Origin of the sequence: Streptomyces sp. NBC_00289 (genome assembly GCF_041435115.1) — a bacterium.
Lineage (GTDB): Bacteria > Actinomycetota > Actinomycetes > Streptomycetales > Streptomycetaceae > Streptomyces.
Map to the genome: position 1 here is coordinate 2,733,063 of NZ_CP108046.1, position 15,714 is coordinate 2,748,776.

General features: G+C 72.3%; 13 protein-coding genes. 5 read left to right on the forward strand and 8 right to left on the reverse strand.

The features are described from left to right. Positions 1–75: 75 nt before the first annotated feature. Genes OG985_RS12735 through OG985_RS12745 form a run of 3 tightly spaced genes read right to left on the reverse strand, consistent with a single transcriptional unit; the run spans position 76 to position 3,948 of the window. Positions 76–2,472, reverse strand: a complete 2,397-nt coding sequence (locus OG985_RS12735; RefSeq protein WP_371668417.1) for a xanthine dehydrogenase family protein molybdopterin-binding subunit — start codon at positions 2,470–2,472, stop codon at positions 76–78. A gap of 1 nt (position 2,473) precedes the next feature. After that, entirely contained in the window at positions 2,474–3,058 is a 585-nt protein-coding gene (locus OG985_RS12740) for a (2Fe-2S)-binding protein (protein WP_371668418.1), read from the reverse strand. After that, a complete protein-coding gene (locus OG985_RS12745) occupies positions 3,058–3,948 on the reverse strand; it encodes a xanthine dehydrogenase family protein subunit M (protein ID WP_371668419.1) in 891 nt (296 codons plus the stop codon). The genes OG985_RS12740 and OG985_RS12745 overlap by 1 nt, the downstream gene beginning before the upstream one ends. A 376-nt stretch (positions 3,949–4,324) precedes the next feature. Here OG985_RS12745 and OG985_RS12750 point away from each other — a divergent pair, with 376 nt between their 5' ends. Both OG985_RS12750 and OG985_RS12755 read left to right on the forward strand, forming a co-directional pair. Further along, the gene (locus tag OG985_RS12750) at positions 4,325–5,998 is read left to right on the forward strand and encodes a PucR family transcriptional regulator (RefSeq protein WP_371668420.1); all 1,674 of its coding nucleotides are present in this window, start codon (positions 4,325–4,327) and stop codon (positions 5,996–5,998) included. Between the two features lie 158 nt (positions 5,999–6,156). Then, a complete protein-coding gene (locus OG985_RS12755) occupies positions 6,157–6,930 on the forward strand; it encodes a hypothetical protein (protein WP_371668421.1) in 774 nt (257 codons plus the stop codon). 121 nt (positions 6,931–7,051) lie between these two features. On the opposite strand, the gene OG985_RS12760 is transcribed toward OG985_RS12755, so the two are convergent. Further along, positions 7,052–7,852: a GntR family transcriptional regulator gene (locus tag OG985_RS12760; RefSeq protein ID WP_371668422.1), complete on the reverse strand. Its 801-nt coding sequence runs from the start codon at positions 7,850–7,852 to the stop codon at positions 7,052–7,054. A gap of 175 nt (positions 7,853–8,027) precedes the next feature. On the opposite strand from OG985_RS12760, the gene OG985_RS12765 reads away from it, so the two are divergent. Together OG985_RS12765 and OG985_RS12770 are read left to right on the forward strand one after the other, a co-directional pair. Continuing rightward, positions 8,028–8,876, forward strand: a complete 849-nt coding sequence (locus OG985_RS12765) for a (2Fe-2S)-binding protein (protein WP_371668423.1) — start codon at positions 8,028–8,030, stop codon at positions 8,874–8,876. Between the two features lie 304 nt (positions 8,877–9,180). Beyond that, a complete protein-coding gene (locus OG985_RS12770) occupies positions 9,181–10,215 on the forward strand; it encodes a DUF2637 domain-containing protein (protein ID WP_371668424.1) in 1,035 nt (344 codons plus the stop codon). A gap of 54 nt (positions 10,216–10,269) precedes the next feature. Here OG985_RS12770 and OG985_RS12775 read toward each other — a convergent pair whose 3' ends face one another. The 3 genes from OG985_RS12775 to OG985_RS12785 all read right to left on the reverse strand — a co-directional run bounded on the left by OG985_RS12775 (position 10,270) and on the right by OG985_RS12785 (position 12,251). Further along, positions 10,270–10,692 (reverse strand): ATP-binding protein, encoded by a 423-nt coding sequence (locus tag OG985_RS12775; protein ID WP_371674353.1) that lies wholly within the window; start codon positions 10,690–10,692, stop codon positions 10,270–10,272. A 241-nt stretch (positions 10,693–10,933) separates the two neighbouring features. Continuing rightward, positions 10,934–11,413, reverse strand: a complete 480-nt coding sequence (locus OG985_RS12780; protein ID WP_371668425.1) for a hypothetical protein — start codon at positions 11,411–11,413, stop codon at positions 10,934–10,936. A 217-nt stretch (positions 11,414–11,630) separates the two neighbouring features. Then, positions 11,631–12,251 (reverse strand): hypothetical protein, encoded by a 621-nt coding sequence (locus tag OG985_RS12785; RefSeq protein WP_371668426.1) that lies wholly within the window; start codon positions 12,249–12,251, stop codon positions 11,631–11,633. Positions 12,252–12,426: 175 nt separating this feature from the next. On the opposite strand from OG985_RS12785, the gene OG985_RS12790 reads away from it, so the two are divergent. Next, a complete protein-coding gene (locus tag OG985_RS12790; protein WP_371668427.1) occupies positions 12,427–13,902 on the forward strand; it encodes a helix-turn-helix domain-containing protein in 1,476 nt (491 codons plus the stop codon). A gap of 20 nt (positions 13,903–13,922) precedes the next feature. Here the strand turns inward: OG985_RS12790 and OG985_RS12795 are convergent, their stop codons facing one another. Continuing rightward, positions 13,923–15,665 (reverse strand): pyruvate dehydrogenase, encoded by a 1,743-nt coding sequence (locus tag OG985_RS12795; RefSeq protein ID WP_371668428.1) that lies wholly within the window; start codon positions 15,663–15,665, stop codon positions 13,923–13,925. Positions 15,666–15,714: the final 49 nt, after the last annotated feature.

Below are 15,714 nucleotides of genomic sequence, written 5' to 3' on the forward strand. Positions count from 1 at the left end.
CGCCGCGCCGGCCGTGCCGCCCCGGGGGTCGCCCGGGCCGTTGGGGGTACGGCTGTTCGCGGCGGCCGGCGGTCGTTACGCCGTGCCCGTGAGGTGTTCGGGTCGTACCGGCGTTCTGTTCAACTCCAGGCCCGTCGCGTCGCGGATCGCCGCGAGCACGGCCGGAGTCGACGACAGGGTGGGTGCCTCGCCGACACCGCGCAGCCCGTACGGGGCGTGCTCGTCGGCGAGTTCGAGCACGTCGACCGGGATGGTCGGCGTGTCGAGGATGGTGGGGATCAGGTAGTCCGTGAAGGAGGGGTTCTTCACCTTCGCCGTCTTCGGGTCGACGATGATCTCCTCCATGACCGCGACACCGAGGCCCTGGGTCGTTCCGCCCTGGATCTGGCCGATGACCGACAGCGGGTTGAGCGCCTTGCCGACGTCCTGGGCGCAGGCCAGTTCGATGACCTTGACCAGGCCGAGTTCGGTGTCCACCTCGACGACGGCACGGTGCGCGGCGAAGGAGTACTGGACGTGGCCGTTGCCCTGTCCGGTGCGCAGGTCGAAGGGCTCGGTCGGCCGGTGCCGCCACTCCGCCTCGACCTCGACGGCCTCGCCTTCGAGGACGTCCGCCAGGTCGGCGAGGACCTCGCCGCCGTCGGTGACGACCTTGCCGCCCTCCAGCAGCAGTTCGGCGGTGGCCCAGGCGGGATGGTACGTGCCGAACCTGCGGCGGCCGATCTCCAGGACCTTCTCCCGGACCAGTTCGCAGGAGTTCTTGACGGCGCCGCCGGTGACGTACGTCTGACGCGAGGCGGACGTCGAACCGGCGCTACCCACCCGGGTGTCGGCCGGACGGATCGTCACCTGCGCGACGCCCAGCTCGGTGCGGGCGATCTGCGCGTGGACGGTGACACCGCCCTGGCCGACCTCCGCCATCGCGGTGTGCACGGTGGCCACCGCCTCGCCGCCGACGACCTCCATGCGGACCTTGGCCGTCGAGTAGTCGTCGAAGCCCTCGGAGAAGCCGACGTTCTTGATGCCGACCGCGTAGCCGACCCCGCGCACGACGCCTTCACCGTGGGTGGTGTTGGACAGGCCGCCGGGCAGCTGCCGTACGTCCGCGCCCTCGCTGCTCTCCCACTGGCGCTCGGGCGGCAGGGGCATCGCCTTGACGCGGCGCAGGAGTTCGGCGACCGGGGCCGGCGAGTCGACCGGCTGTCCGGTCGGCAGGAGGCTGCCCTGCGTCATCGCGTTGAGCTGCCGGAACTCGACCCGGTCCAGGCCGACCTCGTCGGCGAGCCGGTCCATCTGGGCTTCGTAGGCGAAGCAGGCCTGGACGGCGCCGAAGCCGCGCATGGCGCCGCAGGGCGGGTTGTTGGTGTAGAGGGCGATCGCCTCGACCTCGACGTCGTCGACGACGTAGGGGCCGACGCCGAGCGAGGAGGCGTTGCCGACGACCGCGGGGGACGCGGAGGCGTAGGCGCCGCCGTCGAGGACGATGCGGCACTTGACGTGCGTCAGCCTGCCGTCGCGGGTGGCCCCGTGCTCGTAGTACAGCTTGGCCGGGTGGCGGTGGACGTGTCCGAAGAAGGACTCGAAGCGGTTGTAGACGATCTTCACCGGCCTGCCCGTGCGCAGTGCCAGCAGACAGGCGTGGATCTGCATCGACAGGTCCTCGCGGCCGCCGAACGCGCCGCCGACGCCGGAGAGCGTCATCCGGACCTTGTCCTCGGGCAGGCCGAGGACGGGCGCGATCTGGCGCAGGTCGGAGTGCAGCCACTGGGTGGCGATGTAGAGGTCGACGCCGCCGTCCTCGGCGGGTACGGCGAGACCGGACTCGGGGCCGAGGAAGGCCTGGTCCTGCATGCCGAAGGTGTACTCGCCCTCGACGACGAAGTCGGCGCGCCGACGGGCGGCCGCGACGTCGCCGCGGACGATCGGCTGGCGGTGGACGATGTTGGGGTGCGGGACGTGCCCGACGTGGTGGTCGTCGCGGTGCTCGTGGACGAGGATCGCGTCGGGTGCGGTGGCGGAGGCCTCGTCGGTGATGACGGGCAGTTCGCGGTACTCGACCCTGATCTTGGCGGCCGCGCGTCGGGCGGTCTCCGGGTGGTCGGCGGCGACGATGGCGACCGGCTCGCCGTGGTGGCGGACCTTGCCGTGCGCGAGGACGGGGGTGTCCTGGATCTCCAGGCCGTAGGTGCGCACGTCGGTGGGCAGGTCGTCGTAGGTCATGACGGCGTGGACGCCGGGCGTGGCGAGGGCCTCGCTCGTGTCGATCGAGAGGATCTCGGCGTGCGCGACGGTGGAGCGCAGGATCTGCCCCCAGAGCATGTCCTCGTGCCACATGTCGGACGAGTACGCGAACTCGCCGGTGACCTTGAGGGTGCCGTCGGGGCGGAGCGTGGACTCGCCGATGCCGCCTCTGGTCTGCGAACCCTGGGTGACCTTGGTGGGAGTGCCGAGGGGGGCGCGGTCGGTAGGCATGTCAGACCGCCTCTCCCTGCCGGGCGGCCGCCAGGCGGACCGCGTCCATGATCTTCTCGTAGCCGGTGCAGCGGCACAGGTTGCCCGAGAGCGCCTCGCGGATGTCCGCGTCGCTCGGGTTGGGGTTGCGCTCCAGCATCTCGTCGGCGGCGACCAGCAGACCCGGCGTGCAGAAGCCGCACTGCACGGCGCCGGCGTCGATGAACGCCTGCTGGACGGGGGAGAGTTCGGTGCCCTCGCCGGTGTGGGAGTCCTGCCCCTTCGCCGCCCACCGCTGGGCGTCCTGCAGGGACGTGCCGCAGGTGTTGGTGGCGCAACCGCCGTGCTCCGCGCGCTGCGCGGCGAAGTCGGCGAGTCCCTCGACGGTGACGACCTCGCGGCCCTCGACCTGACCGGCCGCGACCAGACACGAACAGACCGGCAGGCCGTCCAGGCGGACCGTGCAGGAGCCGCACTCGCCCTGCTCGCAGGCGTTCTTCGAACCGGGCAGACCGAGCCGCTCGCGCAGCACGTACAGCAGGGACTCGCCCTCCCACACGTCGTCGGCTTCCTGCCGGCGGCCGTTGACCGTGAAACTGACGCGCATTACGCGACTCCCTCCGTGCCGGCGGCGGTGCCGCGGTAGGACTCCCAGGTCCAGGTCAACGTGCGGCGGGCCATGATGCCGACCGCGTGGCGGCGGTAGCTCGCCGTGCCCCGGACGTCGTCGATCGGGTTGCAGGCGGCCGAGCACAGCTCGGCGAACTGCTTGGCGACCGACGGAGTGATGATCTTCCCGTTGTCCCAGAAGCCGCCGTCCTGGAGCGCCGCGTTCAGGAATTCCTCCGCGGCCTTCGCCCGTACGGGGGTCGGCGCGGCCGAACCGATGCCGGTGCGGACCGTTCGGGTGGCCGGGTGCAGGGCCAGTCCGAAGGCGCACACCGCGATCACCATCGCGTTGCGGGTGCCGACCTTGGAGTACTGCTGCGGCCCGTCGGCCTTCTTGACGTGCACGGCCCGGATGAGCTCGTCCGGGGCGAGCGCGTTGCGCTTCACGCCCGTGTAGAAGGCGTCGATCGGGATCAGGCGGCTGCCGCGGACCGACTCGACCTCGACCTCGGCGCCCGCCGCCAGCAGGGCGGGGTGGGCGTCACCGGCCGGGGAGGCGGTGCCGAGGTTGCCGCCGACGCCGCCGCGGTTGCGGATCTGCGGGGAGGCGACCGTGTGCGAGGCGAGGGCCAGGCCCGGCAGCTCGGCGCGCAGGTGCTCCATGATCGTCGAGTACGGGACGGAGGCGCCGAGCCGCACACTCTCCTCGCCGACCTCCCACTCGTAGAGGTCGCCGACGCGGTTCAGGTCGAGCAGGTGCCCGGGCCGACGGTGGTCGAAGTTGATCTCGACCATCACGTCGGTGCCACCGGCAATCGGCACAGCGGCGGGATGCGCTGCCTTCGCGGCGAGCGCCTCCTCCCAGCTGGCGGGGCGAAGGAAGTCCATGACCGGCTCTCTTCTTCGTCTCGTGGGTCGTACGGATCAAGCCAGATCGTGTGCGGCGGGCCCGGCTCGTTCATGTGCTGTTCACGCGGATCGAGGTCAGTACACAGCGCGGTACTCCGGCGGGGTCAGTCACGGAAACCATGAAGGAGTTGGCTGGCCAGGGCGGGCATCTTGTAGATTCGTATGAACGGAGGACATCAGTAACCTCCTCGTTCTCCTGTGGAAACGCGAGACACGGCCCGCGTGACCAGGGACACAGCCGGAACACAGCTCGGGAGACGGCGGTCACCGCTTCGCCGGCCCGCCGACGGGCCCGTCACCATGAGTCCCTCAGGATCCATCGTAGATTTCGAGACAAGGAACGGCGGCGACGAGAATGCGGCTGCGCGCACTGCTGGACACCGACGCGCTGGGCCTGCGGCTGCTCGGCGGCGGGGACGAGCTGGACCGCACCGTGCGCGGGGTGATGACCACCGACCTCCGGGACCCCAGCCGCTATCTCTCGGGCGGGGAACTGGTGCTCACCGGGCTGGCCTGGCGCCGGGACGCCGCGGACTCCGAGCCGTTCGTACGGATCCTGGTGGCGGCCGGGGTGGCCGCCCTCGCGGCCGGTGAGGCCGAACTCGGTGACGTCCCCGAGGACCTGGTCCTCGCCTGTGCGCGGCACCGGCTGCCGCTGTTCGCCGTGCACGAGTCGGTGGCCTTCGCGACCATCACCGAGCACGTCGTACGGCAGGTCTCCGGGGAGCGGGCCGGCGACCTCGCGGCCGTCGTGGACCGGCACCGCCGGATGATGACCTCCGGTCCGGCGGGCGGCGGCCCGGACGTGGTCCTCGATCTGCTCGGCTCGGACCTGGACCTGCGGGCCTGGGTGCTGTCGCCCGCCGGGCGGCTGATCGCCGGCTCGAAGGCCGCCGGGCCCGCCCTGCCCGCCGAGGTGTGCGCGCGGCTCGCGGCCGAGCACCTGACGGCGGCCCGCACGGGCCGCCGCGGTCCGCACCGGCTGACCCTGGGACCCACCACGTACTCCGTCTTCCCGGTGCGCGGCGGCGGCCGCTCCCCGCTGGGCTCCCGCGACGTGCGCGAGACGGTGCTGTCGGACTGGCTGCTGGTCGTCGAGGCGGACGCCGGGGACTGGCCCGAGGAGCGGCTGGACCTGCTGCAGGGAGTGGCGCAGCTGATCGCGGTCGAGCGGGACCGGCGGGACGCGGGGCGCACGGTGCGGCGGCGGCTGGCGCAGGAGGTCCTCGAACTGGTGCAGGCGGGCGCGGCGCCCGCCGAGATCGCCGCGCGCCTGCGGGTCGCGGCCCCGGTGCTGCTGCCCGGGCTCGGGGCGGCCCCGCACTGGCAGGTGGTCGTGGCCCGGGTCGAGTGGGAGGGCGCCGAGTTCGAGGGCGGCCCGGTGGCGCAGTCGCTCCTGGAGGAGATCCTGGTCGACCCGCTCGCCACCGGGCCCGAGCCCTCCGACCGGATCGCCGTGGCCCACACCGGCGACGAGGCCGTGGCGCTCGTGCCGCTGCCCGCGGTGTCGAGCGAGCACGACGGCTCCGAGGGCGGGGTGGTCGCCGACGCCCTCCTGGAGTCCGTACGGATGCCGCTGTCGGCCGGTCTGGACGGCGACGGGCGGGTCACGCTCGGCGTGAGCGCGTCCGTGCACTCGGCTGAGGGGCTGCACGGGGCGCTGGAGGAGGCCCGGCACGCGCGGCGGGTGGCGGCGGCGCGACCCGGCCGGGTGTGCGCGGCCGGGCACCAGGAGCTGGCCTCGCACGTCCTGCTGCTGCCGTTCGTCCCCGACGACGTCCGCCGCGCCTTCACGGCGCGACTGCTCGACCCGTTGCGGGACTACGACCGCCGGCACCGCGCCGAGCTGATCCCGACCCTGGAGGCCTTCCTCGACTGCGACGGCTCCTGGACGCGCTGCGCGAGCCGGCTGCACCTGCATGTCAACACGCTGCGCTACCGGGTCGGGCGGATCGAGCAGTTGACGAGCCGTGACCTGTCCCGGCTGGAGGACAAGCTCGATTTCTTCCTGGCGTTGCGGATGAGCTGAGTCGTCGGGGGCTGGGCCGGCGGGTGCGGAACGGTCCCGCCGTTCCCACGACTTTGTGAATTCTTTCACCCACCCTCTTGGCCGGGCCACGGAATTCGTGCTGAGATGCCGCAACCGCTCACAGCTCGACGGCGTGCTGGGATCTTGGGGAGGACAATGTGGCGTCTACCGCCATGTCTGGTTACGGAACGACCGCTGGCGACGATCCACTCCAGACCGCGGTATGGCGGCTGCGCTCGCGCGCCTGCTGGACCGACGCGGCCGCTCTGCTCCGGCCGGACACCGCGGCGGCCGCGCTGCAACGGGCCGGTCTGCTCGTGGAGCGGTGCCTGTACACCGAACAGGGCTGGGAGGAGGCCGAGGACGCGCTGCGTACGGCCGAGGCGCTGGCCCACGGCGACGACGAGCGCGGGGCCGCCGCCTGCGAACGGGGGCAACTGGCGTACGCGGCCACGCTGCACGGCGTACGGGACCGCGCCGACGAGGCGCGGGCCGCGCTCGGGCGGGCGGCGGCGCTGATCCCCCCGGGGGCGGCCGCGCGGGCCCTGCTGGACTTCCGGCGCGGGCTGCTCGCGGAGAACCTCTCCGGCTCACCGCAGGCCGCGCGGGCGGCGTACCGGCGCGCGCACGCCGGCGCCGCGGCGCACGCCGATCCCCTGCTGCTGTCCTTCACCTGGCGGCATCTCGCCGGACTCGCCCTGCGGGAGGGCGAGTTGGCGGAGGCACGGCACGGCTTCGCCGAATCCCTGCGCATCCGCGAGGAGTTGGGCTACCTGGTGGGCACGGCACCGGCCCTTGCCTCACTGGCCGACGCGGAGGTGGAACCGGAGGCGTCACGCCTGCGCGAGGAGGCCGGACGCCTGTTCCGCCTGCTCGGAGGCGTACCGACGTGGCTGGCACGGCAGTTGGCGCCGCCCGCGGCGACGGCGTAGTACGCGGGCCCGGTGGGCAGCCGGACGGGACAGCGGTTGTCCGGTCCGGCTGTGGCGCTGGGCCTGCTGCGCGGCGTGAGCCGACCGACCGCGGCGGCCGAACCGGCGGCGGCCGGTCGGCTCACGCCGCGCCGGTGAAGTGTTCTCCGACCAGGGCTCCGACCACGTCCAGGTCTCGTGCGACCAACGCGTCCAGCAGGGCGGCGTGTTCCGCCGCGTCGGCCAGCAGCTCGGCGCGGCGCCGGGAGGCGGGGCCGCCGACCAGGGGCCACTGGGCGCGGCGGTGCAGGTCGTCGGCGACCTGGACCAGCTGTTCGTTCCCGGAGAGGGAGAGCATCGCCCGGTGGAAGGCCCGGTCCGACTCGGCGTACGTGGCGGGGCAGCCGGAGGACGCCGCGCGGACCGTCGCCTCGGCGGCGGGCCGCAGCGCGGTCCAGCGGTCGGCGGGGACCGTGCGGGCGAGCCGCAGCATCACCGGCACCTCGATCAGGGCCCGGACCTCCGCCAGTTCGGCCAGCTCCCGCGCGCCGCGTTCGACCACCCGGAACCCGCGGTTGGGAACCACCTCGACCGCGCCCTCGAGCGCCAGCTGCTGCATGGCCTCGCGGACCGGTGTCGCGGAGACGCCGAAGCGGTCGCCGAGCGCGGGCGCCGAGTAGACCTCGCCCGGTCGCAGCTCGCCGGTGACCAGCGCGGTGCGCAGGGCGTCGAGGATCTGCCCGCGCACGGAGGACCGCTGGACGACGTGGCGGGGGCGGGGAAGAGGCTGCTCGCTGTGGGTGTGCTCACCCCGGGCGGCTCCGGGCGCGGCGCACCTCTCCCGCTCCACGTCCTCGGCCCGCGGCTGCGACGGCACCCGTGGCGCCACCGCGGGCAGGTCGGGGACGCCGGTCCCGGCGGAGCCCTGCGCGCCCTGCTTCACGGGTCCTCCTCCGGACGTGTCGGTACTTGGGGCCATTACGGCGGGTTGTTACTCGTCCGTCAAGCACCATAGGCGCAGAAGCCGCCAGTTCAAACACCGACGATTTCGGATAAGGTTAGGCTTACCTCGCTCACTTGACCCGTCCTCTCGACGATCGCGGAACGGTGGTCCCGGCATGCCTGTGCCCCTTTCGGCCCTCGCGGGCGCCTACGCGCGACTCACCGAGGTCCTTTCGGGACTGGCCGTCACGGAGCCGGCCGCCGGTGCCGAGCTCCCCCGGGGCGGCGGCTGGATCTCCGCCGCCTCACTCGCGGAGGGCGGCGCCGCCCTCGACGCGTTCCTCGCCCAGGACGACGCCCAGGTGCTGCGGGACTACGGCCGACGGGCTCGTCCGGACGTCGTCGCGAGCTTCGGACTGCACCGGTACGCCTGGCCCGCCTGCCTCCTGATCACCGTGCCGTGGTTCCTGCACCGCCGGGTGCCGCGCCTGCCCGTGACCCACGTCTCCTACGACCGCACCGCCACCGGTTTCGACCTCGGCCACCTGGCCGTACGGTCGGCCGGCTTCGCCTGTCTGCCCGGCGATCCCGCGGCGGTGCTGCCCGGCGCCCGGGTGGTCGCCGGCGAGGAGGCCCTGCGGGCCGAGGTGCGGGCGGCGGTCGCCGAGCACCTGGAGCCCGTGCTCGCCGCATTCGGACCGCGCACGCGGCGGCGCGGCCGCGCGCTGTGGGGCATGGTGACCGACGAGGTCGTGGAGGGGCTCTGGTACGTCGCCCAGCTGCTCGGCGAGCAGGAGCGCGCGGTGCGCGAACTCGAGCTGCTGCTGCCGGGCGCGACCCGGCCGTACGTCGGCTCGGCCGCCTTCCGTGAACTGAGCGGTCCGACGGGCGAGCCGCTGCCCACCCGCGACCGGGCGAGCTGCTGCATGTTCTACACGGTGCGCCCCGAGGACACCTGCGCCACCTGCCCGCGCACCTGCGACGCGGACCGCATCGCCAAGCTCACGATGGCCGCCGCCAGTTGAGGCACCCTCAGGCGGGACGCCCACCGGGCGTCCTCTAGTATCAGCCACGCACCGGACCCCCGCTCCTGTTACAGGCGATTCACAATTTCCTCACCTGGCGCAGGAACTTTCCGTGGAACCACCCGGACGGGTAGTCTTATTCGAACTCAACTCCCGCCCCTCAAGCGGCAGTTCGAGCAGAACGCCGCCCTGGGCATCCCCTTGCACTTCCTTGGCGGCCTCTTGCCCCGAAACCCCCTGAGGACCGGTGGAATTGGGCCACTATGGCGGGCGTTACGCCCTATCCCAATGCAAGGGACCCCAGATGAGACTGACCGACATATCGCTGAACTGGCTGCTTCCGGGCGCCGTACTGCTCCTGGGCATGCTGGCGGCGGTGGCGGTACTCGCGCGCGGCAAGCGCTCCTCGGGGGAGAACGCGGGCACGGAAGACTCGTGGGAGCGCACCGAGGAGCGCCGCAGGCGCAAGGAGGCCGTCTACGGCACGGCCTCCTATGTTCTTCTGTTCTGCTGCGCGGCCGTCGCCGCCGCGCTCTCCTTCCACGGTCTGGTCGGCTTCGGCCAGCAGAACCTCGGCCTCACCAACGGCTGGGAATACCTGGTGCCGTTCGGCCTGGACGGCGCGGCCATGTTCTGCTCGGTGCTCGCGGTGCGCGAGGCCAGCCACGGCGACGCGGCTCTCGGCTCCCGGATACTCGTGTGGACGTTCGCGGGTGCCGCGGCCTGGTTCAACTGGGTGCACGCGCCCAGGGGTCTCGGCCACGACGGCGCGCCGCAGTTCTTCTCCGGCATGTCCCTCTCGGCGGCCGTGCTCTTCGACCGCGCGCTGAAGCAGACCCGCCGGGCCGCGCTGCGCGAGCAGGGCCTGGTGCCGCGTCCGCTGCCGCAGATCCGTATCGTGCGCTGGCTGCGGGCCCCCCGCGAGACGTACAGGGCCTGGTCGCTGATGCTTCTGGAGAACGTGCGCAGCCTGGACGAGGCGGTCGACGAGGTTCGCGAGGACAAGCGCGAGAAGGAGTCCGCCCGCCTGCGCCGTCGCGACCAGCAGCGGGTGGAGCGCGCCCAGCTCAAGGCCATCAGCCGGGGCCACCGCGGCATCGTCGGCCGCGGCCGGCAGCTGGAGGCACAGGCCACGCTGGAGCGGGCCCCCGCCCAGGTGTCCGCGGAGCCCGCCATATCCCCCGAACTGCCGTCCCGCGTCCGGCACTCGCTGCAGCCCGTGCGCAGCGGATCCGAGTCCCACAGCGTCGATCTCACCGCGGAGGACGACACAATGGCCCTCCCTCGCCTCGACTCCCTTGAGCGCAAGCTCAAGGACCTCGAGCAGCAGTTCGGCTGAGACAGCCGGCATGGGGAGGGGGCGTGACCCACGCGGTCACGCCCCCTCCCCCGTTCACGCCACTCCGGCGTCGAGCTCGAACCACACCGCCTTGCCCACCCCGTGCACCCGCACGCCCCACGCGTCCGCGAGGGACTGCACCAGGAACAGACCCCGGCCGTTCGTACCGTCGTCGGCGTTCGGTACGCGCAGCCGGGGTCTGCGGCCCACGAAGTCCCGTACCTCCACCCTGAGTCCACGGGGTCCCACGGTGGCCGTGAGCAGGGCGTCGTGGTCGGTGTGGACCACCGCGTTGGTGACGAGTTCACTGGTCAGCAGTTCGGCTATCTCCGATCGTCCGGGCCTCCCCCAGGTCCGTAACAGCTCTCGCAGTGCCCGGCGTGCCTCGGGCACCGCCCGCAGGTCCGCCCGGCCGAGTCTGCGCCTGAGCTGCGGTGCCGGCGCCTGTTCCGTGGCGCTCCCGGCCTCGTCCTCCACCGTCTTCGCCGAGAAGGCCCCTACTGCCGTGGGACCGCCTCCTCGTGCCTGCCTCTCCATGACCCCCGCCCGCGTGTCGATGTCGGTTCCCCCCTGCTCGAACACGTTCACGGGATCCATGCCCAGTGGGACACGCGCCAGACACCTGCGTACCGAGTGAGGCCCCCGGCTCGCGAAACTGGCCGGAATCAGCCGGTCCTTCCGGGGCGGGCCGCCCTCGACGACAGCCCGCCCCCGACGGCTACTCGCTCTCCACGCCCTTGGTGCCGATGTGGAAGATCTTGTGGCCGCGGGTCATGTCGACGACCAGCTTGGTGGTCGCGCCGCCGCCCCAGGTCAGGGTGATGCCCGCCTCGGTGTGGTCGGCGGTGCCGTTGTCGGTGACCTTCCACTTGAGGGGGACGTTCTGGGCGCGCAGGACGCCGTCGGCGTGGTTCTCCGCCTCCCAGGTCTTGAGCTCCTTCAGGAAGGAGGCGCTGAGGTAGTACTTCCTGAGCTCCTGCGCGAGCCTGCCGCCGTGGTCCGGGTCGCTCTGGGCGTCGATGTAGGCGCCGTAGAAGTCGGCGATACGGGTGACGGAGTCGGACGGCTTGCCGCTCACGGAACGCGGTGCGCCGGCGGACGCCTGCGCCGTCGCGCCGAGGCCCAGGGCGACGGCGAGCAGACTCGCCGTCAGGGCGGTGCGGCGGACGGGACGGCGGACGGTGGTCCTGCTGGTCATGTGTGTTCCCCGTGTTCGGTCACGATGGTCGTTCGTGACGCCGGTCGTGTGCGGTCGAGTTGTTCGGTCGTGCGTTGAGTGAGGTTGTTCGGTCGTGCGGTCAGTGGAGTTGTTCGGTCGTGCCGCGGTCGGGTCGTCGTGGGCCGCCCTCCCGACCCCCGTGGCGAGAGGGCGGCCCTGGTCGTGGACGACACGTCCGCGCGGTGGTGCGGGTCGGTCAGTGGAGCTTCTTGACGGCGGTCCTGGTCGTCTTCTTGAAGGCCTTCACCGGCGCGTCACCGAAGTCGCCCAGCTGCCCCCAGTCCACGACCGTCACCGTGCGGCCGTCCCGGCCGACCGAGAGGAGGCGGATGTCGGTCGCGCCCCAGGAGGTCTCGGTGTGCAGCCCGTAGACGTGGGCGCCCTCCTCGACGGCCAGCGAGCCGTAGTCCTTCAGGGTGGCCTCGACCTCCGGTTCGGCCCGCTCGATCCGGACCGGGCAGGACTTGATGTCCTTGTTGACCCGTGTGAAGCGGCCCTTCGCCGCGCTGACACTCGGCAGTTCGACGGAGACCTGGCGGGCGCTCGTGTCGAGGTCGGTACGGAAGTCGCGGTACCAGGAGTCCGAGCCGCCGCCCAGCGCCATGCTCAGACACCGGTCCGTCTCCACCTCCTCCGGTACGCCGGCGGTGACCTTGCCGGCCGTCCACGGCGAGGAGGGGTGCGGCGGCAGGTCCGCCGCCGAGAGGAAGCCGGGCGCCCTCGTGGCCGCGTCCGCCGGTCCGGCGAGCGTGGTGCCGGCGGCGAGTCCCGCCACGGCGAGTGCGGTGAGCGCTCCTGCTCGAATGCGCTTGGGCATGGGTGTCCCCCGTGATGAAGTACCTGGGTGTCGGAAGTCGCGGCGCGGCCGGATGGTCCGTCCGGCGACGGTCGGTGCGACACCAGAAGCATCGGCGGACCGGGTGGGCGGGCGCAACCACCGAGCCGCGATCCGCCACGGTGGAACCATCCCAGGCCATCTGACGTGCAGGTATATGGAGTGCCTGGGATGCCGTCCCGGGCCCGGAGACGGGGGTACGGTGCCCGCACACGACGACGTCGAGGAGTTCGCGGCCCTGCTGCGGCGGCTGAAGCAGCGCACGGACCGCAGTTACGGTTCGCTGGCCCGCCGCCTGAACATGAACACCTCCACGCTGCACCGCTACTGCGCCGGTGAGGCGGTTCCCCTCGACTACGCGCCCGTGGAACGCTTCGCCGTGCTGTGCGGGGCTTCGGCGGACGAGCGCCTGGAACTGCATCGCTCGTGGCTCCTCGCGGTGGCGGCCCGGCAACGCCCCCGCACCACCGGCACCCTGCAGACGCCGGCCGGACCGGAGACGTCGACCGGACCGGAGACGTCGGCCGCTCCGGACGCATCGGGCCCGTCCGACACACCGGCACCGAACCCGAACCCGAACCCGAACCCAGCCTCTGCTCCTGCTCCTGCTCCTGCCTCAGTCTTCGAGTCCGCCGGTCCCTCGCCCGTCAGGGCCGGGGAACCAACCGCGACCCGACCGCTGCGCCGCCCCTGGTACCGGCGTCGTCGGACCGCCGTCACGGCGGCCGTGGCCACCGTGCTGCTCGTCACCCTGGGCAGCCTCTCAGCCCTGTCGGCGGACCGCCCCTCGACGGGCGACTCCGCACAGCCCGCCCCGCCCTCGGCCCGCGCCACGGCGTCCGGCGCACTCCACCATCCGTCGGCCACCTCCGAAAGCCCCTCCCCCGGCGCCTCCACGACGCGGTCGCCCTCGGCGCACGCCAAGCCCTCCGCGTCCCGCTCAGGTTCCGCGACCGGCACCGGCTCGGGGACCGCCGGCAGCCGCGGGCCCGGCAAGCCGGACTCCACCGCCGTCCCCCTCGCCTGGACCGCCGACTCCCAGGTGTGGGCGCTCGGCTGCAGCCACGACTACGTCATCGCCAAGCCGCCCCGGCAGGTCCCGCCGCCCCCGGCCGCTCAGGACGCGGGGACGTGGGCGGCGACGCAGGGCGCGGTGCACGGACGGGAGACCAACGTGCGGATCTCGGTCCAGGGACGGTCCTCGACGGCCGTCGTCCTGGAGGCGCTGCGGGTCCGTGTCGTCGGACGCGCGGCGCCCGCCCAGGGCAACGTCTACGCCATGGAGCAGGGCTGCGGCGGGGATATGACCCCCCGCTACTTCGCCGTCGATCTGGACCAGAACCGGCCCATCGCCCGCTCAGTCGCGGGAGCCGACAGCGAGCACACGATCCCCGCGGTCAGCATGCCCTACCGGGTGTCCGCCGAGGACCCGGAGGCCCTGCTGGTCACCGCGCGGACCGAGGCCTGCGACTGCGACTGGTACCTCGAACTGGACTGGTCCTCCCAGGGCCGCACCGGCACGATCCGCGTCGACGACCACGGCCGCCCGTTCCGCACGAGCGGCATCAAGGGCCTGTCCCGCTACTGGTACGGGTCGAACGGTTCTGCGCGCCAGTGGGTCCCCACCGACTGACTCGGTGCCGCGGACACGGCCTACGGCCGCGGCACGTTGCGGAGGTTGGAGCGGGCCATCTGAAGCATCCGGCCGACCCCGCCGTCCAGCACGATCTTCGAGGCGGACAGCGCGAACCCGGTCACCATCTCGGCGCTGATCTTCGGCGGAATGGAGAGGGCGTTGGGGTCGGTGACGATGTCGACGAGGGCCGGCCCCTTGTGCCGGAACGCGTCCTTGAGGGCGCCCGCGAGGTCCTTGGGCTTCTCGACACGCACCCCGTGGGCACCGCAGGCACGGGCGACGGCGGCGAAGTCGGGGTTCCTGTTCGTGGTGCCGTACGACGGCAGCCCGGCGACCAGCATCTCCAGCTCGACCATGCCCAGCGAGGAGTTGTTGAAGAGGACGACCTTCACCGGCAGGTCGTACTGCACGAGGGTGAGGAAGTCGCCCATGAGCATGGAGAACCCGCCGTCGCCGGACATGGAGACGACCTGGCGGCTCCGGTCGGTGAACTGCGCCCCGATCGCCATGGGCAGCGCGTTCGCCATCGAGCCGTGGGAGAAGGAACCGATCACGCGGCGGCGGCCGTTGGGTGAGATGTAGCGGGCGGCCCAGACGTTGCACATGCCGGTGTCGACGGTGAACACCGCGTCGTCGTCGGCGAGTTCGTCGAGCACGGAGGCCACGTACTCGGGGTGGATGGGCACGTGCTTGTCGACCTTGCGGGTGTACGCCTTGACGACCCCCTCGAGCGCGTCCGCGTGCTTCTTGAGCATCCTGTCGAGGAAGCGCCGGTTGTCCTTGGTCCGCACGCGCGGGGTCAGACAGCGCAGGGTCTCCCGCACATCGCCCCACACGGCGAGGTCCAGCTTGGAGCGGCGGCCCAGGTGTTCGGGCCGGACGTCGACCTGGACGATCTTCACGTCGTCGGGCAGGAAGGCGTTGTACGGGAAGTCGGTGCCGAGCAGGATCAGCAGGTCACACTCGTGGGTGGCCTCGTAGGCGGCCCCGTAGCCGAGCAGGCCGCTCATGCCGACGTCGTACGGGTTGTCGTACTGGATCCATTCCTTGCCGCGCAGCGCGTGCCCGACCGGGGACTTGATCTTTCCGGCGAACTCCATGACCTCGGCGTGCGCGCCCGCCGTGCCGCTGCCGCAGAACAGGGTGACCTTCTCGGCCCGGTCGATCATGTCGACGAGCTTGTCGAGTTCGGCGTCGCCGGGGCGGACGCTGGGCCGGGAGGTGACGAGGGCGGTCTCGGCGGCCTTCTCGGGCGCGGGCTCGGCGGCGATGTCACCGGGGAGGGCGACGACGCTGACGCCGGACTGCCCGACCGCGTGCTGGATCGCCGTCTGGAGCAGCCTCGGCATCTGCTTCGGGCTGGAGATCAGCTCGCTGTAGTGGCTGCACTCGCGGAACAGCTGGTCGGGGTGCGTCTCCTGGAAGTAGCCGAGGCCGATCTCGCTGGAGGGGATGTGCGAGGCGAGGGCGATGACGGGCGCCATGGAGCGGTGGGCGTCGTAGAGGCCGTTGATGAGATGCAGGTTGCCCGGTCCGCTGGAGCCCGCGCAGGCCGTGAGCTTGCCGGTGATCTGGGCTTCCGCGCCGGCGGCGAAGGCGGCGGTCTCCTCGTGCCGGACGTGCACCCAGTCGAGGGCGGCGTTGCGGCGGACCGCGTCCACGACCGGGTTGAGGCTGTCGCCGACGACGCCGTACAGGCGTTTGACTCCGGCACGGACGAGGATGTCGACGAACTGCTCGGCAACGTTCTGCTTGGCCATGGTGCTCTCATGCCCTTTCGGTGTCCGGAGATCCCCGCAGGGTCCATGA

Coding starts and splice junctions, on each gene's coding strand:
- OG985_RS12780 (WP_371668425.1), bottom strand. CDS start 11,413: ATGACCAGCAGGACCACCGTCCGCCGTCCCGTCCGCCGCACCGCCCTG.
- OG985_RS12790 (WP_371668427.1), top strand. CDS start 12,427: ATGGAGTGCCTGGGATGCCGTCCCGGGCCCGGAGACGGGGGTACGGTG.
- OG985_RS12770 (WP_371668424.1), top strand. CDS start 9,181: ATGAGACTGACCGACATATCGCTGAACTGGCTGCTTCCGGGCGCCGTA.
- OG985_RS12735 (WP_371668417.1), bottom strand. CDS start 2,472: ATGCCTACCGACCGCGCCCCCCTCGGCACTCCCACCAAGGTCACCCAG.
- OG985_RS12785 (WP_371668426.1), bottom strand. CDS start 12,251: ATGCCCAAGCGCATTCGAGCAGGAGCGCTCACCGCACTCGCCGTGGCG.
- OG985_RS12795 (WP_371668428.1), bottom strand. CDS start 15,665: ATGGCCAAGCAGAACGTTGCCGAGCAGTTCGTCGACATCCTCGTCCGT.
- OG985_RS12740 (WP_371668418.1), bottom strand. CDS start 3,058: ATGCGCGTCAGTTTCACGGTCAACGGCCGCCGGCAGGAAGCCGACGAC.
- OG985_RS12765 (WP_371668423.1), top strand. CDS start 8,028: ATGCCTGTGCCCCTTTCGGCCCTCGCGGGCGCCTACGCGCGACTCACC.
- OG985_RS12745 (WP_371668419.1), bottom strand. CDS start 3,948: ATGGACTTCCTTCGCCCCGCCAGCTGGGAGGAGGCGCTCGCCGCGAAG.
- OG985_RS12750 (WP_371668420.1), top strand. CDS start 4,325: ATGCGGCTGCGCGCACTGCTGGACACCGACGCGCTGGGCCTGCGGCTG.